Source organism: Rhodomicrobium sp. (assembly GCF_047605405.1).
Classification (GTDB): domain Bacteria; phylum Pseudomonadota; class Alphaproteobacteria; order Rhizobiales; family Rhodomicrobiaceae; genus Rhodomicrobium; species Rhodomicrobium lacus.
Window position 1 is genome coordinate 1 of record NZ_JASGFR010000004.1, and the last position, 24,624, is coordinate 24,624.

The 24,624-nt window shown below is 63.0% G+C and carries 23 protein-coding genes; 8 read left to right on the forward strand and 15 right to left on the reverse strand.

What is annotated here, in order from left to right; all coding sequences use genetic code 11:
* Positions 1–1,274 (reverse strand): phosphopyruvate hydratase (gene eno / locus QM659_RS02515; RefSeq protein WP_415187258.1); only part of this gene is annotated, 1,274 nt, incomplete at its 3' end.
* Between the two features lie 107 nt (positions 1,275–1,381).
* Here eno and queC point away from each other — a divergent pair.
* Together queC and queE are read left to right on the forward strand one after the other, a co-directional pair.
* Positions 1,382–2,110: a 7-cyano-7-deazaguanine synthase QueC gene (queC, locus tag QM659_RS02520; protein ID WP_415187259.1), complete on the forward strand. Its 729-nt coding sequence runs from the start codon at positions 1,382–1,384 to the stop codon at positions 2,108–2,110.
* Between the two features lie 6 nt (positions 2,111–2,116).
* A complete protein-coding gene (gene queE, locus QM659_RS02525) occupies positions 2,117–2,758 on the forward strand; it encodes a 7-carboxy-7-deazaguanine synthase (RefSeq protein WP_127076450.1) in 642 nt (213 codons plus the stop codon).
* 33 nt (positions 2,759–2,791) lie between these two features.
* Here the strand turns inward: queE and QM659_RS02530 are convergent, their stop codons facing one another.
* Positions 2,792–3,175, reverse strand: a complete 384-nt coding sequence (locus tag QM659_RS02530; protein WP_127076451.1) for an ArsR/SmtB family transcription factor — start codon at positions 3,173–3,175, stop codon at positions 2,792–2,794.
* 30 nt (positions 3,176–3,205) lie between these two features.
* Positions 3,206–4,180 (reverse strand): DUF817 domain-containing protein, encoded by a 975-nt coding sequence (locus QM659_RS02535; protein WP_415187260.1) that lies wholly within the window; start codon positions 4,178–4,180, stop codon positions 3,206–3,208.
* Between the two features lie 203 nt (positions 4,181–4,383).
* Between QM659_RS02535 and QM659_RS02540 the strand changes: the two genes are divergently transcribed.
* From QM659_RS02540 to QM659_RS02555, 4 genes are all read left to right on the forward strand, one after another.
* Positions 4,384–5,973 (forward strand): lysine--tRNA ligase, encoded by a 1,590-nt coding sequence (locus QM659_RS02540; RefSeq protein WP_415187261.1) that lies wholly within the window; start codon positions 4,384–4,386, stop codon positions 5,971–5,973.
* 13 nt (positions 5,974–5,986) lie between these two features.
* The gene (locus QM659_RS02545) at positions 5,987–6,400 is read left to right on the forward strand and encodes a DUF952 domain-containing protein (protein WP_415187262.1); all 414 of its coding nucleotides are present in this window, start codon (positions 5,987–5,989) and stop codon (positions 6,398–6,400) included.
* Positions 6,397–7,452 (forward strand): quinone-dependent dihydroorotate dehydrogenase, encoded by a 1,056-nt coding sequence (locus tag QM659_RS02550; protein WP_415187263.1) that lies wholly within the window; start codon positions 6,397–6,399, stop codon positions 7,450–7,452. Before QM659_RS02545 ends, QM659_RS02550 begins: the two co-directional genes overlap by 4 nt.
* Positions 7,453–8,009: 557 nt before the next feature.
* Positions 8,010–8,567, forward strand: a complete 558-nt coding sequence (locus tag QM659_RS02555; RefSeq protein WP_245433946.1) for a hypothetical protein — start codon at positions 8,010–8,012, stop codon at positions 8,565–8,567.
* Between the two features lie 43 nt (positions 8,568–8,610).
* Here the strand turns inward: QM659_RS02555 and QM659_RS02560 are convergent, their stop codons facing one another.
* From QM659_RS02560 to QM659_RS02615, 12 genes are all read right to left on the reverse strand, one after another.
* Positions 8,611–9,147: a bifunctional adenosylcobinamide kinase/adenosylcobinamide-phosphate guanylyltransferase gene (locus QM659_RS02560; RefSeq protein WP_415187264.1), complete on the reverse strand. Its 537-nt coding sequence runs from the start codon at positions 9,145–9,147 to the stop codon at positions 8,611–8,613.
* A gap of 7 nt (positions 9,148–9,154) precedes the next feature.
* The gene (gene bioD, locus QM659_RS02565) at positions 9,155–9,781 is read right to left on the reverse strand and encodes a dethiobiotin synthase (RefSeq protein WP_415187265.1); all 627 of its coding nucleotides are present in this window, start codon (positions 9,779–9,781) and stop codon (positions 9,155–9,157) included.
* A gap of 156 nt (positions 9,782–9,937) precedes the next feature.
* Entirely contained in the window at positions 9,938–10,351 is a 414-nt protein-coding gene (locus QM659_RS02570; RefSeq protein WP_415187266.1) for a Rieske (2Fe-2S) protein, read from the reverse strand.
* A 19-nt stretch (positions 10,352–10,370) separates the two neighbouring features.
* A complete protein-coding gene (nifA, locus tag QM659_RS02575; RefSeq protein ID WP_415187267.1) occupies positions 10,371–12,188 on the reverse strand; it encodes a nif-specific transcriptional activator NifA in 1,818 nt (605 codons plus the stop codon).
* Positions 12,189–12,528: 340 nt separating this feature from the next.
* On the reverse strand, positions 12,529–13,026 hold the full coding sequence (locus QM659_RS02580; RefSeq protein ID WP_415187268.1) for a ferritin-like domain-containing protein: 498 nt from the start codon (positions 13,024–13,026) through the stop codon (positions 12,529–12,531).
* A 200-nt stretch (positions 13,027–13,226) separates the two neighbouring features.
* On the reverse strand, positions 13,227–13,523 hold the full coding sequence (locus tag QM659_RS02585; RefSeq protein ID WP_303481608.1) for a ferredoxin family protein: 297 nt from the start codon (positions 13,521–13,523) through the stop codon (positions 13,227–13,229).
* 30 nt (positions 13,524–13,553) lie between these two features.
* Entirely contained in the window at positions 13,554–14,858 is a 1,305-nt protein-coding gene (locus QM659_RS02590; protein ID WP_127076463.1) for an FAD-dependent oxidoreductase, read from the reverse strand.
* 30 nt (positions 14,859–14,888) lie between these two features.
* Complete coding sequence (locus QM659_RS02595; protein WP_127076464.1) at positions 14,889–15,998, reverse strand: electron transfer flavoprotein subunit alpha/FixB family protein; 1,110 nt, start codon at positions 15,996–15,998, stop codon at positions 14,889–14,891.
* Positions 15,999–16,025: 27 nt separating this feature from the next.
* Positions 16,026–16,877 carry an electron transfer flavoprotein subunit beta/FixA family protein gene (locus QM659_RS02600; RefSeq protein WP_127076465.1) on the reverse strand — a complete coding sequence of 284 codons (852 nt, stop codon included), beginning with the start codon at positions 16,875–16,877 and terminating at the stop codon, positions 16,026–16,028.
* Positions 16,878–16,901: 24 nt separating this feature from the next.
* The gene (nifW, locus tag QM659_RS02605) at positions 16,902–17,243 is read right to left on the reverse strand and encodes a nitrogenase stabilizing/protective protein NifW (RefSeq protein ID WP_127076466.1); all 342 of its coding nucleotides are present in this window, start codon (positions 17,241–17,243) and stop codon (positions 16,902–16,904) included.
* A 29-nt stretch (positions 17,244–17,272) separates the two neighbouring features.
* Entirely contained in the window at positions 17,273–18,556 is a 1,284-nt protein-coding gene (gene nifV / locus QM659_RS02610; protein ID WP_415187269.1) for a homocitrate synthase, read from the reverse strand.
* 232 nt (positions 18,557–18,788) lie between these two features.
* Positions 18,789–19,481 carry a site-2 protease family protein gene (locus QM659_RS02615; protein WP_303481623.1) on the reverse strand — a complete coding sequence of 231 codons (693 nt, stop codon included), beginning with the start codon at positions 19,479–19,481 and terminating at the stop codon, positions 18,789–18,791.
* A 239-nt stretch (positions 19,482–19,720) separates the two neighbouring features.
* Here QM659_RS02615 and QM659_RS02620 point away from each other — a divergent pair, with 239 nt between their 5' ends.
* Both QM659_RS02620 and glgB read left to right on the forward strand, forming a co-directional pair.
* Positions 19,721–22,222 carry a glycogen/starch/alpha-glucan phosphorylase gene (locus tag QM659_RS02620; RefSeq protein WP_415187270.1) on the forward strand — a complete coding sequence of 834 codons (2,502 nt, stop codon included), beginning with the start codon at positions 19,721–19,723 and terminating at the stop codon, positions 22,220–22,222.
* Between the two features lie 122 nt (positions 22,223–22,344).
* Positions 22,345–24,540 carry a 1,4-alpha-glucan branching protein GlgB gene (gene glgB / locus QM659_RS02625; protein WP_415187271.1) on the forward strand — a complete coding sequence of 732 codons (2,196 nt, stop codon included), beginning with the start codon at positions 22,345–22,347 and terminating at the stop codon, positions 24,538–24,540.
* Positions 24,541–24,624 lie beyond the last annotated feature (84 nt).

The following is a 24,624-nucleotide window of genomic DNA, read 5'->3' on the forward strand; positions in this document are numbered from 1 at the left end:
GCGCCGCGCAGGATGCTCCGCCCCGCGAAAACAGCCGTATCGCCAAGCTCTTCCTCGATGCGGATGAGCTGGTTGTACTTCGCGATACGGTCCGAGCGCGACAGCGAGCCGGTCTTGATCTGGCCCGCGTTCGTGGCGACCGCGATGTCGGCGATGGTCGAATCTTCCGTCTCGCCCGAGCGATGCGAGATGACCGCCTTGAAGCCCGCGCGCTGAGCGATGTCGACGGCGTCGAGCGCCTCGGACAGCGTGCCGATCTGGTTCACTTTCACGAGAATCGCATTGCCCGCGCCCTTCGCGATCCCCTCGCGCAGACGCTTCGGGTTCGTCACGAACAGATCGTCGCCGACGAGGTTGACCTTGCCGCCGATCTCCGCCGTCAGCGCCTTCCAGCCCTCCCAGTCGTCCTCGGCCATGCCGTCCTCGATGGAGATGATCGGATAACGCGAAACGAGGTCGCGGTAGAGGGCGACGATCTGGCCCGAGTCGAGGCTCTTGCCTTCGCCCGCCAGCTCATACTTGCCGTTCTTGTAGAACTCGGTCGAGGCCGGATCGAGCGCGATGGCTATGTCGTCGCCCGGCTTGTAGCCCGCCTTCTCGATGGCGCGCACGACGAAGGTCAGCGCTTCATCCGCCGATTTGAGGTTCGGCGCGAAACCGCCTTCATCGCCGACGTTGGTGCTGTGACCGCCGTCCTTCAGCAGCTTCTTCAGCGTGTGGAAGACCTCGGCGCCCCAGCGCACGGCTTCGGCCAGCGTCGGCGCGCCGAGCGGCGAGATCATGAATTCCTGGAAGTCGATCGGGTTGTCGGCATGCGCGCCGCCATTGATGATGTTCATCATCGGCACCGGCAGCACGCGCGCGTTGACGCCGCCGAGATAGCGATACAAGGGCGCGTCCGCAGAGATGCTCGCCGCCTTTGCCGCCGCGAGCGACACGCCGAGGATGGCGTTTGCGCCGAGGCGGCTCTTGTTCTCGGTGCCGTCGAGGTCGATCAGCGTCTGATCGATACGGCGCTGGTCCTCGGCATCGAAGCCCTGAAGCGCGTCGAAAATCTCACCGTTCACGGCATCGACGGCCTGAAGCACGCCCTTGCCGAGATAACGGGCGCCTCCATCGCGCTTCTCGTTCGCCTCATGCGCGCCGGTCGACGCACCCGACGGCACGGCCGCGCGGCCGATGGCGCCGTCTTCGAGTATCACGTCCACCTCGACGGTCGGGTTGCCTCGGCTGTCGAGAATTTCGCGGCCGATGATGTCAGTAATGGCGGTCATGTGAACCTCGTGGAAACGGAAGCGTGAGCGGACTCGAGTCCGGCGGGACAAGTTGAGGGCTTCATAAAGGACTCGCGCGTGCTCTTAAAGCGGTTTAATCGGTTGGCATGGTTGCCACACAAGAAAGCGCGACGAAAAGTCTTGTTCTTCTCTCAGGCGGACAGGATTCCGCCGTTTGTCTTGCCTGGGCGTTGACGAATTACGCGCAAGTCGAAACGCTGGGCTTCTCCTACGGGCAGCGCCACAACGTCGAACTCGAATGCCGACCAAAGCTGCGCGAGACGATGGCAGCGCTCTCGCCGGAATGGGCGGCGCGGCTCGGTCCCGATCATGTGCTCGACCTTTCCGTGCTCGGTGCCGTCAGCGACACCGCGCTGACATCGGACGCTGAAATCGCGTTCGGCGCAAATGGCCTGCCCAACACCTTCGTGCCGGGCCGCAATCTCCTGTTTTTTACGCTTGCGGCGGCGCTCGGCTACCGGCGCGGCATCCGCGACCTCGTCGGCGGCATGTGCCAGACCGACTATTCCGGCTATCCGGATTGCCGCGACCAGACCTTGCAGACGCTCGCCAGCGCGATATGCCTCGGCACGGACGAGCAATTCCGCATCGTGACGCCCCTCATGTGGCGGACCAAGGCCGAGACCTGGACGATGGCGCACACGCTCGGCGGCAATCCACTAGTGGATATCGTTGCAGAATATTCACACACTTGTTACAAAGGCGATCGCGATCATCGGCACGAGTGGGGATATGGATGCGGGACGTGTCCAGCCTGTGATCTTCGCGCGAAGGGCTATTACGCTTGGCGCGACATGGTGGCTTCGCAACAATAAAAAGACATGTACACGGTCAAGGAAATCTTTCCCACGCTTCAGGGCGAAGGTGCGCAAGTGGGCCGCGCCGCCGTTTTCCTGCGCTTCGCGGGCTGTAATCTCTGGACGGGCCAGCACAAGGACAAGAGCAAGGCTTTCTGCCGGTTCTGCGACACGGATTTTGTCGGTTATGACGGGCCGAACGGCGGCAAGTTCGAGACGGCCGACGATCTCGCCGATGTCGTGTTCGGCATGTGGAATTCGCTGACGAAGGGCAAGACCGCGTCCCCCTATGTGGTCTGCACCGGGGGCGAACCCACCCTGCAGCTCGATACGCCGATGATCGACGCGCTGAAGAAGCGCGGGTTCACCGTGGCCATCGAGTCTAACGGCACGCGCCCCGCGCCGCGCGGTGTGGACTGGATCTGCATCAGCCCGAAGGCGGGCGTGCCGCTCGCCCAGCGCGAGGGCAATGAACTGAAGCTCGTCTATCCCCAGACCGGCGCTTTGCCGCAGCTTTTCGAGCGGCTGAAGTTCGACCACTTTTTCCTTCAGCCGATGGACGGCCCCCAGCATCGGAACAACATCGAGGCTGCGGTCCGGTACTGTTTGGCGAACCCGCCATGGCGGCTGTCCATGCAGATGCACAAGCTCGTCGGCATACGCTGAACGGAAAACGCATCTGGCGTCAGGCCATCCCCGTTAGCCGCAAGCGTCGCCTTCGGCCGGAGCGGAGCCGCATTGCTCCGCGTGAGACCTCGCGGCGGCGGAAGCGTCCATATTCCTCAGCACCGCGTCGAGAAGCCCCGGAAAGCGCGCGTCGAGTTCCCCGCGCCGCAGGGCCGTGATGAAGCACACGCCTTCCTTACGCTGAACGATGACGCCCGCCTCCCGCAGGACGCGGTAATGATGGGATTGCGTCGACTTCGCGATGTCGAGGCCCGTCACCGCCGCGTAACAGGCAAGTTCGCCGCGCTCCGCGAGGTTCCGCACGATGTGCAGCCGCACAGGATCGCTCAAGGCATAAAGCACCGCCTCAAGCCTCAGCGGCGCGCAGATTTCGCGGATGGGATCGTCCTCGGCCATGGCCTAGAGATGGCGCGCCGGCGGCCGAGTTCAACGCTTCGAAACCACACTTGCGCGATTGTCCGCACGACGCTTCCGAAGGGATGCCGCGACGTTCGGTGAGGTATTGGCGCGCTGCTCGGCTACGGCAGGGCGCACGCCCTGGACTCGCGCGACGAGCGCATAGGATATCAGCATCAGCAGAAACCAGGCGCCGAGTTTCTGCCACGAGACGAACGTCCACACTCCCGCCTGATGCGGGTAGATCCAGGCTCTGCTGAAGGTTCCTATGTTCTCGGCGATCCAGATGAATGTCGCCACGAGGGCGAGGCCCAAGAGCAGCGGCATCGACCTGTGACGCCGCCAAATGCGGTAATGAACCCATGTGCGTGCGAACAGGACCGCTGCCGCAGCAAACAGCAGCACTCGCACATCCTGCAAGTAATGATGCGCGAAGAAGTTGGCATAGATCGCCACAGCAAGGAGCGACACTGCCCAAACGGGCGGGTGCCGCGTGAAGCGGAAATCGAACAGCCGCCACACGCGAGCGAGATAGCTTCCAACGGCCGCATAGAGAAAGCCGGAGAACAAGGGCACGCCGCCGATGCGGAAGACGCTCGGCTCCGGGTAAATCCACGATCCAACCGAGGTCTTGAATATCTCCATCGCTGTCCCGACGACGTGAAACGCGAGAATGACTTTTGCCTCGTCCCATGTTTCGAGGCGAAAGGCGAGCATGCCCGCCTGAATTGCGAGCGCACCGAAAAACAGGAAGTCGTAGCGAGCGAGAGCCGCATCCTGCGGATAAAAAAGATGCGTGAGGAACAGCAGCGCGAGCATCAGGGCGCCGAAAAGACAGGCCCAGCCCTGCTTGATCACGAAGCGGGCGAACTCATAGACGGCAAGCGTCGCGCCGCCTTCGCGTGCGGCCCATGACGCCAGGCGCCGCTCGCCTGCCGCGAAACGCGCGAGTGGCGGCCAGAGAAGGATCGCGGACGGAAGGCGGCGGTGCGACGGCGAGGACATGCGCTTCTCCTTGGCGCAACGCTCCGGTCTTCTTCGGGCAAGAACGCGGCGAAAACGCGGGATAGCAGCAAACCGGTGCATGCAATTGCCTCGCGTTGTTGTGCGTTCGGCGCGATGGCGGTTGACGCAACAGGCGCGGCTTTCCATAGTCCGCCCGGCAAGAAATGCCTGAAATCATAACGTCACCACGAAATACGGACACCATGACCACCGCCGACACCCTCGCCGAACTTGCGCAAACCTCCAAGGCATGGCCCTTCGAAGAGGCGCGCAAGCTTCTGAAACGCCTCGAAAAGGCGGACCCGGCGCGCGAGGTGGTGTTCGAGACGGGTTACGGCCCGTCCGGCCTGCCGCATATCGGCACGTTCGGCGAGGTGGCGCGCACCTCCATGGTGCGGCACGCGCTCGAAGCGCTGAAGCCCGGCGTGAAAACGCGTCTCGTCTGCTTCTCCGACGACATGGACGGCCTGCGCAAGGTGCCGACCAACGTGCCCAATCAGGAGCTTCTGCAAGCCGCGCTCGAAAAGCCGCTGACCGCCGTGCCCGACCCGTTCGGCACGCATTCGAGCTTCGGCGCGCACAACAATGCGCGGCTGCGGAGCTTCCTCGACAGCTTCGGCTTCCAGTATGAATTCCTGTCGGCGACGGAGTGCTATCGCTCCGGCAGGTTCGACGAAACCCTGCTCAGGATGCTCGCCGTCTACGACGAGGTCATGGCCATCATCCTGCCGACGCTCGGCCCGGACCGCCGCGCGACCTATTCGCCGTTCCTGCCGATTTCGCCGACGAGCGGCAAGGTTCTGCAAGTACCGATCGAGGCGCGCGATGTTGAGGCGGGCACGATCGTCTACACCGATCCCGACACGGGCAAGCGCGTTGAAACGCTCGTCACGGGCGGACGCGTGAAGTGCCAGTGGAAGGCCGACTGGGCGATGCGCTGGGTCGCGCTCGGCGTCGATTACGAGATGGCGGGCAAGGATCTCATCGACAGCGTGACGCTCTCCTCCAAGGTCGCGCGCGCGCTCGGCGGACGCCCGCCCGAAGGCTTCAACTACGAACTGTTCCTCGACGATCAGGGCCAGAAGATTTCGAAGTCGAAGGGAAACGGCATCGCGGTGGAAGAATGGCTCGCCTACGCCACGCCCGAAAGCCTCGCGCTGTACATGTTCCAGAAGCCGAAGACGGCGAAGCGGCTTTACTTCGACGTCATTCCCAAGACGGTCGATGAATATTTCAGCCTGCTCGACGCCTTCCCGAAGGAAGAGCCGAAGAAGCAGATCGAGAACCCCGTGTGGCACATCCACGCCGGCGAGCCTCCCCGCCACGACGTGCCGCTGAGCTTCGGGCTGCTGCGCAACCTCGTAAGCGCCTCCAACGCCCACACGAAGGACATTCTCTGGCAGTTTGTGCGGAACTATGCGCCCGGCACAAGCGCGGAGAGCCACCCGGAACTCGACCGGCTCATCGGCTTCGCGATCCGCTATTTCGAGGAGCGGGAGAAGCCGTTCAAGGTTTATCGCGCGCCAAGCGATCTCGAACGCGCCGCGATGCTCGACCTTGACGAAAAACTCGGCCACGCCGACGCCTCTCTCGACGCGGAGGCCTTGCAGGGCATCGTCTACGAAGTCGGCAAGTCGCACCCGTTCGAAAATCTGCGCGACTGGTTCAAGGCGCTCTACGAGGTGCTGTTCGGCGAGAGCGCCGGGCCGCGCTTCGGCTCGTTCATCAAGGCTTACGGCATCGACAACACGCGCGCGCTGATCGCGGAACGGCTCGCAGCGGCACAGGCATAAGCGGGAGGCGGCGGTGAGCGACAGGCCGCGCATCATCTACAAGCTCGTGACGCGCGGCGAATGGGAAGCCGCGCGCTCGGTCGGCATTTTTGCGGGCTCGGAGGTGGATCGCCGCGACGGCTTCATCCATTTTTCAACCGCAGCGCAAGTGGCCGAAACGGCGCGGCGCTACTTCGTGGGCGTGCCGGACCTCGTGCTCGTCGCTGTGGACGCGAAAATGCTCGCCGCCCTGCCCTCGCTCGGTCTCGACGCGGCGAGCGCCAGGGATGCTGCTGTAACCGGCCAACTCCGCTTCGAGCCATCGCGCGGCGGCGCGTTGTTTCCCCATCTGTACGCGCCGCTGCCATTCGCGGCTGTCGTCGGCGAAACCGACATCGCGCCCGGGCCGGACGGCGCGCCGCTCATCCCCGAGGATCTCGCGTCGTGAGCCTCTGGCGGGCGGCGCAGGCGGGGCTTTTCCTCCTCGATCCCGAAACCGCGCACGAAGCGTCGCTGCGCGCTCTCGAAGCGGGCGTCCATCCGCGCCAGCAGCAGCCGGACGATCCGCGCCTTGCCGTCGAGCTTTTCGGACTTCGTTTTCCCAACCCCGTTGGCGTCGCGGCGGGGTACGACAAGGATGCGCGCGTTTACAATCCGCTGTTCGCCATGGGGTTCGGCTTCGTCGAGGCAGGCACGATCACGCCGAAGCCGCAGCCGGGCAATCCGCGCCCTCGCTCGTTTCGCCTCATCGCGGATCGCGGCGTCATCAACCGCTTCGGCTTCAACAGCGAGGGCCACGGCGCGGCGCTGAGGCGGCTCGCCTCGCATCCGCCGCGCGGCCTTCTCGGCGTGAACATCGGCGCGAACAAGACGAGTGACGACCGTATTGCGGACTATGTCGCGGGCGTCGCCGCCTTCGGGCCAATCGCCGCTTATCTCACGATCAACATATCCTCGCCGAACACACCCGGTTTGCGCGATTTGCAGGCACCGGACCAGCTTGCGGCGCTGCTCGATGCTGTGATGGGCGCGCGCGAGAAACTCGCCCGCGCGGTGCCCGTGCTCGTCAAGCTCGCGCCGGATCTCCACGAGGAGGACATCGCGCCAACGATGCGCTGCCTGCTCGACCACGCAGTCGACGGCGCGATCCTCACCAACACGACCCTGTCGCGCGACGGCCTGACCGACCGGCGGCGCGGCGAGGCGGGCGGACTGTCGGGACGGCCGCTGTTCGCGCGCTCCACGCGGTTTCTGGCGCGATGCTTCATCGAAACGGGCGGACGGCTGCCGCTGATCGGCGTCGGCGGCATCGATTCCGGCGAGACGGCAGTGGCGAAGATCCGCGCGGGCGCGTCGCTCGTGCAGCTCTACACCGGCCTCATCTATGAAGGAGCGGGCCTCTTGCCCGCCATCAAGGCCGCTCTCCTGACCGAAACAGGCGCCCTAGGCGGCTCGCTCGCCGCGCTCGTCGGGGCTGACTCGGAGAAATGGGCGGCTTAGTTCCTGCGTCATGTCGCTAATCGGACGCTGCTCGTCGCCGTAGATTTGTGCTGTCGATCAGACTGACTGCGTCAAATCGACGCTGTCTTGACGTGGGCGATCCAGCACGCGTTTCTCTCGATTGCGCCTCCTCACCATGGACATTTTGCGTCGAAAACGCCGCGCGCGCTTAGCTTCGCGCAAGCCTCGCGCGCAACTAATTACCTGCATGACAGCACGGGGAACAAAAACCGGGCGCGGCGCATAGTATGGTGCAATCAAAATCTCGACAGATTTCGGGTCATAAAATTGCGCAGCAGTATTGCGACGCCTCCGCATCGCACAGTGTAGATCAGGCTTTTGGACACCTCCCGTATACCTAGGATATACGGGTGATGACGGTGAATTTTAGCGCAAATTTGCAGCTAATATTCCATAGCCATATTCGAGGACTGTCTATGTACAATCTCAAACGCGGGTTTGCAATCGCGGTTCTTCTGGCTGCGCCTGCGTGCTATCTTGGCACCCATGACTCCGCTTACGCCTCTCATGATCCCCAAGCCGGGCAAGGCATCCCCATGAGCGATTTCAAGAAGACCATCACAACCGTCTTCTGGGTGGGTGAAGACGCGAATGACGACAACGGCCATATCCACAATCACGCCAGCTACTGGGATCCGGACTGGCTCAAGAGCTTCGGCGGAATCGACAGCCCGAAGCGCCGCAAGGGTTTCATGCCCGCCGGATTTACTCCGAAGGAAAATCCGTTCTACATCGCGCTGCCGTTTGCCGAGGTCGACCAGAACGGCAAGCTGAAGCCCGTCGCGAAGAAAATTCCGGGCTTTGGGGAGGGCAAGCCGCTCACGAGGAACCGCTGGGTCGAGGTGCGCTACAAGGGCAAGTCGGTCTATGCTCAATGGGCAGACGTTGGCCCCTTCGGCGAGGACGATTTCGACTGGGTGTTCGGAAACGCCAAGCAGCCGAAAAACCGCATGGGCGAGAAAGCAGGCCTCGATATCTCGCCCGCCGCCGCGTCCTATCTCGGCATGACCGAAAATGACAAGACCGAATGGCGTTTCGTGGAAGAAAGCGACGTGCCGGATGGTCCGTGGAAGGTCATCGTCACGCGCTCGTAAATCGCGCTTCGATCACGAGAAGGCGGCCAAGGGTCCGCCTTCTTCATTTCAGGCGCACGCCGCAGCCCGCCACCATGAGCCACGCCTCGCTCGCCGCAGCCGCCGTGCGCTGGCCGAGAAATCCCGCGAGGTCGCGGAAGCGGCGCAGATCGGCCTCCATCGGCACGAGGCTCCAGCCCACCTCGTCGCCGATGATCACCGTAGACCATGGCGCAGCGCGGAAGCCCTCAAGCTCGCGGGCCCAGGCCGCAAGGATCGCTTCGTCGCTCAGCCCCCCGCAACCGCCGAACCCGGTGCGGAAAGCGAGCCACGTCACGAGGCTGTCGATCAGCACGCAAGACGGGACCGGATCGAGCGCGGCGAGCGCCGCCGCAATGTCGTCCGGCGCTTCGAGCGTGCGCCATGTCGCGGGCCGCTCGGCCTGATGGCGACGCACGCGCTCGGCCATCTCCGCGTCGCCCGGATCGCGCGCATAGGTAGCGACGAACACCACGCGATCGCCGTAGCTTTCAGCGATGTCGACCGCGCGGCGGCTCTTGCCGCTCCGCACTGGCCCGGTCAGAAAAATGATGTCGCCCATGCCGTTTCTACCTGAACAACGCGAGATCGAAGCTTTCTCGGAATGCGCATGCCAGCACCGCCGCATCGAGAGGATCGACGCGCGGCAGGCGTCCGAGACGGCGCGCGCCGCTGAAGGCCGCCACCGCCGCCTCCTCTTCATCCGCCGGATCGCCGAGAAAGGCAACGCCGTGGATTGAGATGCCGCGCCGCGCCAGCGCTTCGAGCGAGAGCAGCGTGTGGTTTATGGTGCCGAGCGACGTCCTTGCGCAAAGGATAACGGGCAGTCCCATCCGCGCGAAAACGTCGATTGTCAGAAGCCCCGGCGCAAGCGGCACGAGCAGCCCGCCTGCGCCTTCCACGACGAGCGGCCCGTCGACATTCGGAAGGACGAGGCGCGCCGCTTCGATGGTAACGCCTTCGCGCGCCGCCGAGATATGCGGCGAAGCGGGAAGCGCCAGACGGTAGGCTTCCGATAGAATGCGCTCCGGCGGCAGGCCGGAAAGGCGGCGGACAGTGTCGCTGTCGGTTTCTTCCTCAAGGCCCGATTGCACCGGCTTCCAGTAAGACGCACCGAGCGCGCCCGCAAGCGCCGCGCTGAACACCGTCTTGCCGATGCCGGTGTCCGTACCCGTAACGATGAAGCCCGCGCGCATCTTTGCCTTTCAAGATTTCGCACTGGATGAAGGGGGGGAGGAAAGCGCTCTTCTGTAACGCCGACTCTTCAGGCGTTTGGAGCGCGGTGAAAATGACCCGCGCGAGGATAAGCCTCGCTCAAATCGGCGCAAGTCAATCCAGATCGATAGATCAGCTCAAGGCGACGCCGGCGCCCCGCGCGCGGGCTCGCTCTCGTCGTCGGGCAACTCGGCCAGCTCAACGCCGACGACACAGATGTCGCCGTCGAGCACGCACACCGGCACCGGTTCAAGGTCTTTTCCGAGACAGGGGCCGTCGATGCACCTGCCGGAGGCAAGCTCGAAAAGCGAGCCGTGCTTGCCGCAGACGATATTCTTGGTTCCCGGCTCGAAAAACTGGTTGGTCTCCCAGTCAAGATTGACGTTGTTGTGCGGGCAGCGGTTTACATAGGCGAAAACCTGCTTGTCCCATCGCACGACGAAAATGGGCCACGGCTTTTCCGCGCCATCGACGACGCGGACAAGCTCGAAGCCGCGTCCCCGCCGATTAGGAATGTCGGACACTGCGCAGATGGCATAGGCGACGGTCATCGAGTTTCCCTCCACTGCATCAGTAGCGTTTCATCTCGATGCCGTGCTTTTTGAGCGCATAGCCCACCTGACGCGGCGTAAGCCCCAGGATGCGAGCGGCTTTCGCCTGAACCCATCCCGTCTTTTCGAGTGCGTTGATCAGCGTGTCCCTGCTGAGTTGCGCATAGCCGCCGCCGTCGGCATCGTCATGCGCGGCGACGTCGCTGCCATTGGAGGCGCCATTGTGCGACGCGCCGTTTCCGTTTCCGTTGGCGGCTCCGTTCGCGTAACCGTTTCGGCCCTCCGTCGGCTCCGGCGCGGGCGGCGGGGTGTAAGGAGAGGATGCGGAGGCAGGCGGGTTTACGCGCGGCGGATTGGCGTTGTTCTCGGAAGCGCGATGGTGCTGAGGCTCGTTCGCCGACTCCCCGCTTGCCGGTCCCTTCCACAGCATCGACGACAGGCAATGCCCGTGCTGACAGGCGAAATCGGCCGCGTGGATCACGTCGCCGAGAGCCATTGCGGCGGTGCGGCGGATGCAGTTTTCCAGCTCGCGGATATTGCCGGGGAAGTAGCACTTGCAGAGCACTTCCATCGCGTCGGGGCCAAAGGAAAGCTGATAGCCGTTTTCTTCGGCGAAGCGGCTGAGGAAGTGCTGGGCGAGTTCGGGAATGTCGCCCTGGCGCTCGCGCAGCGGCGGCAGCATGAGCGGCACGACGTTGATGCGGTAGTAGAGGTCGGCTCGAAACTTGCCCTCGGCCACCATCTGTTCGAGAGCGCGGTTGGTGGCGCAGACGAGACGGAAATTGATCTTCAGCGTGTGCTGGCCGCCGACACGTTCAAACTCGCCCTCCTGCAGCACGCGCAAGAGCTTGGCCTGAAACGATGGGGAAATCTCGCCGATTTCGTCGAGAAAGATGGTGCCGCCGTCCGCAAGCTCGAACCGCCCCTTGCGAAGGCCGACCGCGCCGGTGAACGCGCCCTTCTCGTGCCCGAACAACTCCGACTCGATGACGCCTTCCGGCAGCGCCGCGCAATTCACCTTGACGAACGGCTTGCCCTTGCGGCGCGAAAGCTCGTGGATCGCTCGGGCGAAAAGCTCCTTGCCTGTGCCGGTTTCGCCGCGAATGAGAACCGGCGCGTTCGATTTCGCGACCTGTTCGATGCGTTCCGTAACCGCTCTGATGGCCCGGCTCTTGCCGAGAATGCCTGTAACTTTGGGCGGCGGAGCCTTCGCCTTGATGTTGGACAGTTCCTTGGCGAGACGATGCTGCTCGTGAATGAGGCGCTCGCGGTCCTCCGCGACGACGCGATGGAGTTTCAGCGCCTGGCCGACCAGGTTCGCAACCATGGTGAGGAAGCGGACGTCGTGATCGATGCGCACGTCCATGCTGCCCTGCCAGACACGTTCTATGGCGAGCGTTCCAACCACCTTTGCGTCGACGCGGATCGGCACGCCGATGAAGGTCTGCACGACATTGGGGCCGACGCGACCGAGGCGCTTCCACCCGGCGAACGAAGGATGAAGCGCACAATTCTGAACCACGAGCGGAGAGGCGGTTGCCACGATCTGATCGATGACGGCGAGCGGAAGATCCCCGTCCTCGCTCGGGTCGATGCTCGGCTCCGTCGAGGCCGACACCTTGATTTCGGGATCGCCCGCCTTGTCCAGCAGCATGAGTGTCGAAAGCCTCATGTCGAGGAACGAACTCATCACCGAGACGACATTATTCAGCATAACCCTGAGGCTTGAGGGCGAGGTCACGATCTTCGAGATCTCGTAGATGCCGCTCAGCGCTGTATCGCTGTATCTCACGCTTCCCGGAACCGTGACGGTGCCCGCCGGTGCGGAAGATGTCATAAATAACCTCATACGACAAACTCACGCCGGGCACGAAGGCCAACCGATGAGCTTGCTTGGTAGTTTCGCGTTTGAAGCTATTATAACAATGACGTGCGACAATGTCGCGTCCATAGAATAATCAATTCTCTGCCCGCCTTGTCGCTCGCAACGCGCAAAAACGCGAAAAAACGAAGCGAAAACAATGGCCAAGACGGAGATTGCCTGATAAGAAGGCAAAAATTTATTTTTTGATCAATTCCAGACTGCGCGGTCTGAGGGAAGGGCATCAGCCCTCCCGACATCGATGACACAAGTGCGCTTTCGCTTCATTGCCGTGGAGAGATTCGCCGGTGCGATCTCAATGCGGCGCCTTGAGATTGGTGTCCTGCGGGAGCGTTTCGCCCGCCTTGTGCAGCGCCATCCACCGCTTCAGTTCCGCGACGTGCTCTTCCTCTTCGGCGACGAACTCCTTGGCGAGAACCTTGATCTCGGGATCGGTCGTCGTGTCGTAGATATGCTTGTAGAACTGGTAGCCGCGAACCTCGGCGTCGAGGGCGATTTCAAGCGCCTGCTCGCGACCGATGAGCGGGTCGGTTCCCCAGATCGCCGCGGCTTCGGGGCTTTCGAGGTCCGGCCATTCGAAGTCGCCCGGTGCCTTCTTGGGAATCTCGCGATAACCGGCGCGCGCCATTGCATCGCCCATGTGAAGGCGCGAATATTCCGAAAGCTGGCGAAAAAGCTTTCCCACCTCACGATTGCCAGCACCGTCCATGGCGTCGGCGAGTTGCGCGAAACGAAGCGTGGCTTCCTGTTCGAGCTTGATGGAATAGGCGAGAAATTCCTCGACGGAATCCATGATCTGTCCCCTTGTGAGTCTGCAAAAAAGCGCCAATTCGACAGGCCTGAACTGCCGATGCGCTCAGCACGCGCCTATCATAATCTATTTTTCGGGCGCGTTCCCAAGTAATTCAACCGGTCGCGGACGAAAGCCGCCTCGAAAGCCAGCGGCCCGCCCCATCGGGGCGGCCCTCGAAGCAGCGTATTCGTGTCCCCGATTTAGCCGAACTTGAACAGGACGCCGTAGCCGCCGCGCGGATAGGTCCACGTCAGCGCGCCCGTGCCTTCTGCCAGCACGCGGCAGGTGCCGCATTCGAGACAGCCGTCCGGGCTCACTTCGACCTGCCCCTTGCCATTCACTTCATAGCAATGAGCGGGGCAGATCTTCGTGAGAAGGAGAAGCTCCTTCGACGGTTTCTCGTGCGGAGCGACGACGATATGCGGACGCCCGGCGTCCACGAGATAGCGATTCTGATAAAGCTTCTCTTCGACGCGCACCGTTGGTGTTTCAGCCATTCCAGTGTTCCTTTCCTGTTCCCGACCGACCTAGCGCCACGACCTTGCGAGCTTCCAAGCGTCGCTCGCGAGGCCTCTCACGCCGCGCGCCTTGACGAAGGAACGAACGATTTCCTTTTCCTTGCTCTTCTTGTCCTTCCCGTCCACGCGGAACCAGTTCTGCGCGGCCTTGGAAACGAGTTCGGGATAGCTGCCGAAGAGGCGATCGCGCGCGCCGTGCATGAAATCGGGCAGGCGCTTGTACTTCTTCAGATCCTTCATCACGAAGGACTGTTCGAGCATCTTCTGGTAGATGGACAGGTTCTCTGCCGAGAACTTATCCTTGCGGGACTTGATCTGGAAGATCGCTTCCGCCGCGATGCGGCCCGTCGTCATGGCGAGGTTCGAGCCTTCGCGGTGGACGGCGTTCACAAACTGGCCCGCGTCGCCGACGATCACCCAGCCTTCGCCGAAGAGCTGCGGCACGGCATTGTAGCCGCCCTCGGGAATGAGATGCGCCGCGTATTCCTTCACTTCCGCGCCCGCGATCAGCGGAGCCACCGCCGGGTGCTTCTTGAAGTCTTCCAGAAGCTCGTAGGGAGCCTTGCCGGTGTGCGCGAAGTCGGAGACGAGGCAGCCGATGCCGATCGAGATGCTTTCCTTGTTGGTGTAAAGGAAGCCCGTGCCGGTCATGCCCTTCGTGATCGTGCCCGCGGCTTCGATCACGACGCCTTCGTCGCCCGAGATGTTGAAGCGGCTCTCGATCACGTCCGAGGGGAGGAAGTGCATTTCCTTCACCGCGAGAGCAACCGTGTCCGGCTTCGGACGCGGACGAAGCCCCGCCTTGGTGCCGAGCACGCCGTTCACGCCTTCGGCCATCACGACCACGTCGGCGAGGATGGTGCCGCCCGCGCGGTCCGTCTTGACGCCGATCACCTTGCCGCCCGAGAAGCAGAGGTCGGTGACGGTCGTCTCAAGGATGAGAAGCGCGCCAGCCTGCTGGACCTTCTTCGAGAACCACTTGTCGAACTGCGCGCGGATGATGGTGTAGCGGTTCGGCGCTTCCTCGTTGAAGTCGTCGGAACGGTAATGGACGCCCGTATAGGAGGAGTCGTCCATATACCAAAGACGCTGCTCAATCAGGTGGCGCTCAAGCGGAGCGTCGTCCCGGAAATCCGGGATGATCTTCTCCAGCATGTTGGCGTACATGATCGCGCCCTGCACATTCTTCGAGCCCGGATATTCGCCGCGCTCGATCTGGAGCACTTTCAGGCCGCGCTTCGCCAGAGTGTAAGCACAGGAATTGCCGGCCGGTCCGGCCCCCACGACGATAACGTCGAATTTTTCTGCGGGCATGCGAGTTCTCCTTCGAAACCTTCCGCTCTATCAGCCGACAAGGCGCGAGCGCGTGTTGGGGGCGATCCGCTGACGGACTTCCTTCGCGAGCGCGGGGAGGAAGCGGACGGCGTCGGTAATGAGGCCGATATGGGCGAAGTCCATGATCGGCGCGTTCTTGTCCGTATTGATCGCAAGGATCAGGTCTGCGCCTTCGACGCCCACGCGATGCTGGATCGCGCCGGAGATGCCCGCGGCGATGTAGAGTTTCGGACGGATGGTCTTGCCCGTCTGGCCGATCTGGCGGTCGGCGGGGATCCAGCCGCGCTGCACGAGCGGACGCGAACCGCCCCATTCAGCGCCGAGAGCCTTCGCAAGGTCCTTCACGAGCTGATAGTTTTCAGCGCTGCCGAGACCGAGGCCGCCCGCGACCACGACGTCGGCGTAGGCGAGATTCGACTTGTTCGAGTCGCGGTCGGGAATGAACTGAAGAAGCTTCGTGACAATCTCGTCCTCGATCATCTTGAAGTCGTATTCGATGACCGGGCCGGACTTGCCGTCCTGGCGCTCGGGCAGCGAGAACACGCGCGGGCGAACCGTCGCCATCTGCGGGCGGAAGTTCAGCGTATAGATCGTGCAGAGGAGCGAACCGCCGAAGGTCGGGCGCGTCGCGGCGAGCGAGCCGTCGGCGTCGACCGCGAGTTCCGTGCAGTCCGCCGTGAGGCCGGTCGCCAGCGTCGTAGCAACCGAGCCCGCGAGGTCGCGGCCGAGCGTGGTTGCGCCGAGAAGCAGGATTTCCGGCTGGAACTTGTTAACCAGTTCCGTCATGCATCGGGTATAGGGCTCGTTGCGGTAGTCCGCCAGAACCGGGCTTTCCACGAGATAGGCCACGTCGGCGCCGTAGGCGTAGCATTCCTGAACGGCGTTGCGGGTGTCTTCGCCGGCACCGCCGAGAACCACGCCGGCGAGCTGCACGCCGAGCTTGTCAGCGAGCTTGCGGCCTTCGCCCATGAGTTCCCACGAGACGGGATGCACGTGACCGCGCTCAAGCTCGATGAAAACCCAGACGTGCTTGTAGGACTTGAACTTCTCGGGAAGCTCTTTCTTCATTCCGGCGCGGCCGCCGGCGGCGGCGGGCTTCGGGGCGGGTGTCGTCGTCATAACCAAATCTCCGTATTGCGCGCTGGCTTAGCTTTGGGCCATGGCCGTCAGTTCTTTTTCGATGGTCGGCAGACGCCCGAAGATCTCGTCCAGCGTCTTCGCCGCGACCGCGTCCGGCGTGAGCCCGCCGATGTCGATGATCTTGGCCTTCTCGGCGCGCGGCGACGGCGCGAACACGCGCTTCACCACGGTCGGCGAGCCCTTGAGGCCGCACTTGCCCATTTCGGCGACGCCAGCCGCTGCGGCGCTCCACGTCACGATCTCTGCGCGGGCGGCGGCCAGCGCCACATCGATGGAGCCGCGACGAATTTCGTTGGTGCCTTCGAGCATCGTGATGAGGCACGGCAGGTTCGACTTCAGCACCTGCACGCCGCCCTCGGCGCGACGCTCGACGGTGATCGTCTTGCCTTCGAGGTTCACTTCGTTGATGCCGGACACATAGGTAAGCTGGTGCAGGTCGAGGCGCTTGGCGATGCCGGGACCGACCTGCGCCGTGTCGCCGTCGATGGTCTGCTTGCCGGTGAACACGATGTCGACCGGCTCGTAGGTCTGGCCGATCTTGATGATGGCCTGGGAAAGGGCGTAGCTCGTCGCCAGCGTGTCGGAACCGGCGAAGGCACGATCGGTAAGAAGCACGGCGCGATCGACGCCGTAGGTCAGCGCGCGGCGCAGGCTGTCTTCCGCCATCGGCGGACCCATCGTGAGCACAGTCACCTTGCCGCCATGCTTGTCGCGCAGACGAAGCGCCGCCTCGATGGCGAACAGATCATACGGGTTGATGATGGTGGGCACGCCCTGCCGCATGATGGTGTTCGTCACCGGATGCACGCGAATTTGCGCGCTGTCCGGAACCTGTTTGATGCAAACGACGATATGCATGTATCAACCCTTCCTGCGTGCCGCTCAGCGGCCAATGATGGTTAGAGACTCGAGGGGCACGAAAGCCTTGGGCGCTTCTTCCTTCGGCTGATCGGGGTGGTGCTCCTGCAAAACCTTGAAGACGCGCTCCTGAAGGGGCGTTGACTTCAGAAAATCGTCATAGGCGTGAGCCAGCGTTTCGCGCGTGGCGACATAAACCTCTTCATCGGTCGCGCCCGTGAAATCCTTCTGCGCGAGATACTGCCCCATGCGTTTAAGGATATGCAGACGGGCCACACTCAGGCGCGCGGGATCATAGTCGACCTTAAGATACGCGAAGAAATCTTCCGCCGATGGAAGTTTTTCGAGATCCGACAAAACGCTCATTGATGCCACCCTTTCGTTTCCACCGCGCCTCACGATACCGCCTTCAGACGAGACGACGGGGCCGACCGCTTGATGGGACAAACGCCCGCGTTGCCGTCGGACCGCTCGTCCACAAGGGCGGCGGCGAGCCTCAGCAGGGTGAAAGACGGAATGCAGGCTTTGTGCTTTTCCGCATAGCCCCTGACAGCGGCAAGAAGACGGCGCTCCTCGTCTTCGGTGAGTTGCAGGCCGAGATAAGACAACTCGTGACGCAATCCCGCAAGCCCGGAATGCTTGCCGACGACGAAGCGGTGATTCCGGCCGAGACGCCGCGGCGACAGCGCCTCATAGCAATCCTTGCTCTTGAGGATGCCGTCAACGTGAATGCCGGACTCATGGGTAAACACGTCCTTGCCGACGATCGGCGCCGCGCGTGCGATTTCGCGTCCGCTGCACCGGGCCACGAGTTCGCTCAGGTGACCGAGAGCCGGCAGATGGATGCGCGTGGCCTGCCCGAAGAGCGAATCGAGCGCAACGGCGATCTGTTCGAGGGGGGCGTTGCCCGCCCGCTCGCCCAGACCGTTGACGGTCACGCTGGCCGCGCTCGCTCCTGCTTCCAACGCGGCCAGCGTGTTGGCTGTGGCCAGACCGAGGTCGTCATGGCCATGAAATTCGATGGGAAGATCCGTGAGGTGCCTGACGGCTCCGATGGCGGCACGGACGGAAATCGGGTCGAGCACGCCGAGCGTGTCGGCGAAGCGATAGCGAACCGCTCCGGCTTTGGCTGCCGCTTCTAGAATGGGTTCGAGCGTGTCTCGCGTTGCGCGCGACGAATCCTCGCCGCCGAAAGCGACTTCGAGGCCGTTCGCGCGGGCATAGCCGATGACATCGGTGACGGCTGCCAGGACGCGCGGCAGCGAACCGCCGAATTTTGCGGCAATCTGGAAGCGTGAAACGGGCGCCGAAAGGTTCACGATGGAGACGCCGGAAGCGATTGCGTCGTCCACGTCGCCGCGGCGCATGCGACACCAAGCGATGACGCGCACCGGCAGGCCGGCCTTCGCGATCCGGCGGATTGCCTCCTGCTCGTCGCGGCCCATGGCGGGCGTGCCTGCCTCGATCTCGTCGATGCCGACATCGGAAAGCGCGGCCGCGATCTGCAGCTTCTCGGCGGCCGTGAAGGCGACGCCCGGCGTCTGCTCGCCATCCCGAAGCGTCGTATCGTTGATTGCGACGCGCCCGGGAAGAGCGCGGCGGACGAACAGCGCGTTATCGCCGCCCGCAGGCCCTTCGCCGTCGTTCGTTCCGTTGAGACCGTTTGAAAGGTCGCGCATCCTGCATTCCGCCTGGTAAGATCGCCGCGTAGATCCGCAGCGCGAACGTCTTAAAGCAGGAGCCGTGCCAAACGGCTAAGCGGCTGAAATGTGCGGAATAGTTTTAAATCGAGGGCGGTGTCGAAAGTCCGACATGTGTCGACTTTACTACATAGCGGAAAATGGCGTGCGAAAGAGGTAAAATCCACGCGAGCGGTAAAGCCGAGCTTCCGGTTGCCAAAGCCTCGGCCGACTACCTGATGCCGGTTACGGAGAGGACCGCGCTAACCACGCCGCCCGATGCCCAGATCAGATATCGCGAGAAGAAATCGAGGTCGAGGCCCGCGCTGCGCCCTGCGTAAGGGAGCAGGAAAACCAGTGTCAGGATCAGCAGCAGCCCGTAAGGTTCGAGCCCCTCGAAACGATAGGCGAGACGGCGGGGCAGAAGCCCTGTCACCACGCGGCCGCCGTCCAGCGGCGGAATGGGCAGCATGTTGAACACGGCGAGGATCGCGTTGATCAGAATACTGTTCACGAGGTTTTGAGCGACCCACGCGTTCGCGGGCGAAGGCAACTCCCGCGCCACATAGAAAAGCAGGGCCGAGACGAGGGCGAGAAAGATGTTCGCTCCGGGACCCGCGAGCGCCACGAGGATCATGTCGCGGCGCGGATTGTTCAGATTGCGGAAATTCACGGGCACGGGCTTCGCCCAGCCGAACAGGAAGGGCGCACGCAGCAGAAGCAGCATGGCGGGTATAAGCACGGTGCCGACCGGATCGACATGCTTGAACGGATTTAGCGTGACACGACCGAGCATCCATGCGGTGTTGTCGCCGAGGCGGCGGGCAGCGAAGCCGTGCGCCGCCTCGTGAAATGTGATCGCGAGCAAAAGCGGAATGACCCAGGTGGAGACCGTATACAGGATCGCGTTCAAATCTCCGCCCATTCCGATGCCTCCCGCTGCGCTTTCGCCTGCCGCCACTCTCGGGTTAAAGTGTTTATACGGCGTGTCCGGCACAAGCCGTTCTTTTTATTGTTCGCGTCGGCGTCGCCTGCGCACTTTACGGGAGCGGTCGCGATGCCGGGCGTTCTTGTCTGTTATCCGGCCGCAGAAGTTCTCGGCTTCACAGCCGTGTCAAGACGGCGCCGCATCGTCAGCCGATGCGGACCGGGGGAAAAGGAACCATGACCGAAACGAAATCGCAGCCAGAGTTGAGAGTCCGCGCAGCCGAAAACGGCGGACGCGATAGCGAGGAAGACCGGATCGTGGAGCTTCGCGAACAGATCCTCGCCCATCTCATTTCAAAGACGGGCCGTGATCGCTCGTCTGCAAGTACGCGGGACTGGTTCCTCGCAACCGCCCTGACGGTGCGCGACCGCATCGTGGAGCGGTGGATCGCCTCGAAGCAGGAAAGCTTCGAGAAGGGACAGCGCCGGGTCTACTATCTTTCGCTCGAATTTCTCATCGGCCGCCTGCTGATGGATTCCCTCAACAATCTGGGGCTCACGGCCTCCGTTCGCGAGGCGCTGGCAGGGCTCGATGTCGACCTTGAAGAACTGCGCGTGATCGAGCCGGACGCGGCGCTCGGCAATGGCGGCCTCGGTCGCCTCGCCGCGTGCTTCATGGAAAGCATGGCGACGCTCTCGGTCGCGGCCTACGGCTACGGCATCCGCTACGATCACGGCCTGTTCCGGCAGGCGATCAAGGACGGCTGGCAGCATGAATATCCCGAAGACTGGCTCGCCTTCGGCAATCCATGGGAGTTTCCGCGGCCCGAAATCGAGTATGAGATCGGCTTCGGCGGATCGGTCGAAGCGCAGGCGGACGGCCGCGCCGCGCAGATCTGGAAGCCGAATGAAATCGTCGAGGCCGTCGCCTACGACACACCCGTCGTGGGATGGCGCGGCGCATCGGTCAACTCGCTTCGGCTGTGGCGTTCTCGCGCCCCCGATCCTTTGCGCCTCGACGTGTTCAACGCGGGCGACTACGTGGCCGCGCAGGCCGATCAGGTGCGCGCGGAAAGCATCTCGAAAGTGCTTTACCCGAGCGACTCGACCCCCGCCGGTCTGGAACTCAGGCTCCGGCAGGAATATTTCTTCGCGGCAGCCTCGCTGAAAGACCTGATCCGCCGCCATCTCGCCCAGCACGGCGACATCGCGACACTGGCCGAGAAAAACGCGATCCAGCTCAACGATACGCATCCGGCCATCGCGGTCGCCGAAATGATGCGCCTGCTCGTCGATGTCTACGCGCTCGAATGGGACGACGCGTGGCGCATCACGCAGGCAACCTTTTCCTACACCAATCACACGCTGCTGCCCGAAGCGCTCGAAAGCTGGCCCGTGCCGCTGATGGAGCGGCTGCTGCCGCGCCACATGCAGATCATCTACCTGATCAACGCGCTGCATCTCGACCGCCTGCGCGAGGAGGGCGAGCACGATCAGGGGCTGCTTTCAAGCGTGTCGCTGATCGACGAGCATTCCGGGCGGCGCGTCCGCATGGGACACCTCGCCTTTCTCGGATCGCACAAGATCAACGGCGTTTCGCAGCTCCACACCGACCTCATGAAGGAAACGGTGTTCCACGATCTGCACCGGCTCTATCCCGACCGCATCGTCAACAAGACGAACGGCATCACCTTCCGCCGCTGGCTGTTCGAGGCCAATCCCGGGCTGACGCGCCTCATCTCCGAAACCATAGGCACCGCTTTCCTCGACACTCCCGAAGCGCTGCGGAAGCTCGAAGCTGTCGCCGCCGACAAGGAGTTTCAGGCGCGCGCGCTCGGCGTGAAGCAGAAGAACAAGGAGGCGCTCGCCAAGCTCATCACCGACCGGCTCCTCATCAAGGTGGACCCGGACGCGCTGTTCGACGTGCACGTGAAGCGCATTCATGAATACAAGCGCCAGCTTCTGAACGTGCTTGAGACCATCGCCTGTTACAACGACATCCGCGCGCATCCCACCAAGGATTTCGTGCCGCGCGTGAAGATCTTCGCGGGCAAGGCGGCGGCGAGCTACCATCAGGCGAAACTCATCATCAAGCTGATCCACGATGTCGGCCGCGTCATCAACAACGACCCATCCGTGCGCGGATTGCTCAAGGTGGTGTTCCTGCCGAATTTCTGCGTGAGCCTCGCCGAGCGGATCATTCCGGCGGCCGACCTGTCGGAGCAGATCTCGACGGCCGGCATGGAGGCGTCCGGCACCGGCAACATGAAGTTCGCGCTGAACGGCGCGCTCACCATCGGCACGCTCGACGGCGCGAATGTCGAAATCCGCGAGCGCGTGGGCGAAGAAAACATCTTCATCTTCGGCCTGACGGCGGAAGAGGTGCAGGCCGGACGGTCGAAAGGCATTGACGCGCGCGAAACCATCGCCGCGTCGACGGTGCTGAAGGATGTGCTCGACGCCATCGCATCGGGTGTCTTCTCGCACGACGACAAGGACCGGTACAAACAACTGGTGGATATCCTCACCTACCACGATCATTTCATGGTGACCGCGGATTTCGACGCCTATTGTCAGGCCCAGCGCTTGGCGGATATCCGCTGGCGCGACAAGAAATCGTGGTGGCGCGGGAGCATTCTCAACACCGCGCGCGTGGGTTGGTTCTCCTCCGACCGGACCATCGCAGAATATGCGGAAGACATCTGGCGGGTTCCCGTCCGTACCGTCAATGCAAGCTAAAAGCCGTGTCCGATCGGGCTCAATCAGCCTGATCGGCGATTCCGTTCTGAACTTCAAAGAAGAGGGCAATAACCGGCCGGATTTGCGATGCAACCGGTCGGCGGGGCTCCAAGGGTGATATCGTGACCGAGGCCAACTGGCGAGCGCGGGAAGAGGACGTTTCGAGGATCGCGTCCGCCACGCATGGCGACCCTTTCGCTGTGCTCGGAATCCATCGCGTCGATGGCGGCACGGCGATCCGCGCATTCGTGCCGGGCGTCGCGTCGCTCAACGCCGTCAACGGCGGCGCCACGATCCCGCTCGAACGGCGCGGCTTCGGCGACTTCTTCGAGACATTCCTGCCCGGCGTGACCGGAAGCTTCCGCTATCGCCTGCGCGCCGAAAACGACGGCCGCGTCTGGGAATTCGACGATCCCTACACCTTTGGCCCCGTGCTCGGGCCGCTCGACGATTACCTTCTTGTCGAAGGCACGCACAAGCGCCTGTATGAGCGGCTGGGTTCGCACCCCATCCGCCATGAAGGCGTTGACGGCGTGCTGTTCGCCGTCTGGGCGCCGCACGCCCGACGCGTATCGGTCGTCGGCGACTTCAACCAGTGGGACGGCCGCCGCCACACGATGCGCAAGCGCATCGACAGCGGCATATGGGAGCTGTTCGCGCCGGGCCTCGGCGAGGGAACCGTCTACAAATACGAGATCGTCGGCGTGAATGGCGATCTTCAGCCGCTCAAGGCCGATCCGTTCGGCTTCTCCGGCGAGATGCGCCCCTCGACGGCCTCCGTCGTCGCGCGGACCGACCGCCACGAATGGGGCGACGAGGCGCATATGGCCTGGCGACCGACGGTCGAAGCCCGTCGCGGACCGATGTCCATCCTTGAAGTGCATGCGAGTTCGTGGCGGCGCAAATGGGACGGCGGCTTCCTCTCGTATGACGAGCTTGCGGACCAGCTCATTCCCTATGCCGTGGACATGGGCTTCACACATATCGAGCTGATGCCGATTTCCGAGCATCCGCTCGACGCCTCATGGGGCTATCAGCCCATAGGGCTGTTCGCGCCGACGCGCCGCTTCGGCGATCCGGCCGGCTTTCAACGCTTCGTCGACGGCGCACACCGCGTCGGTCTCGGCGTCATCCTCGACTGGGTGCCCGCGCATTTCCCGACCGACGAGCACGGGCTCGCGAAGTTCGACGGCACGGCGCTTTACGAGCATTCAGATCCGCGCCGAGGCTTTCATCCCGACTGGAACACGGCGATCTACGATTTCGGCCGCCGCGAGGTGGCGAGCACGCTCATCTCCAACGCGATCTACTGGCTCGACCGCTACCATATCGACGGCCTGCGGGTCGATGCGGTCGCGTCCATGCTCTATCTCGACTATTCGCGGAAAGCCGGCGAATGGCTGCCGAACCCGGACGGCGGCAACCAGAACCATGACGCCGTGCGCTTCCTGCAAGATGCGAATGCCAGCGTCTACGGCGCCTATCCCGGCATCGCGACCATCGCGGAAGAGTCGACCTCATGGCCCGGCGTGTCGCAACCGACGAGCGCGGGCGGTCTCGGCTTCGGCTTCAAATGGAACATGGGCTGGATGAACGACACGCTCTCGTACATCGCGCTCGATCCGATCTACCGGAAATATCACCACAACAAGCTCACATTCGGCCTGCTCTACGCCTTTTCCGAAAATTTCATCCTGCCGATCAGCCATGACGAGGTTGTGCACGGCAAGGGCTCGCTGCTCAGCAAGATGCCCGGCGACGATTGGCAAAAATTTGCCAATGTTCGCGGTTATTACGGGTTCATGTGGGGCTATCCGGGCAAAAAACTCCTCTTCATGGGCCAGGAATTCGCGCAGCGGGCCGAGTGGAATTTCGATGCGGAACTCGACTGGTGGTCGCTCGACCATGCGTCGCATCGCGGCGTGCAATCGCTCGTTCGCGACCTGAACCGCCTGCATCGCGAGAAGCCCGCGCTTCACGCACGCGACTGCGAGCCGGAAGGGTTCCAGTGGATCGTCGTCAACGACGAGGCGCAGTCTGTCTTCGCGTGGGTGCGCTACGGCGGTCCCGGCGCGAAGCCGGTGGTCGTCGCCTGCAACTTCACGCCGGAGCCGCGCTACAATTATCGCATCGGGCTGCCTTTCGCCGGGCGCTGGCGCGAGATTCTCAATACGGATGCACCCGAATATGGCGGCGCGGGCATTGGCAATCTGGGCGAAGTCCACGCGTCATTGAACGAAAGTCACGGTCTGCCGGCATCGGCGGAAATCACCCTTCCCCCGCTCGCTACTGTTTATTTCGAGCATGACTCAGGTTAGACCAAGATTGTGTGCATCTTTCAAAAAGCTGTGATGGTTCTCCTTCACTCTCGCAGGGATCATTAAGCGCCGCTTCGCACTGTT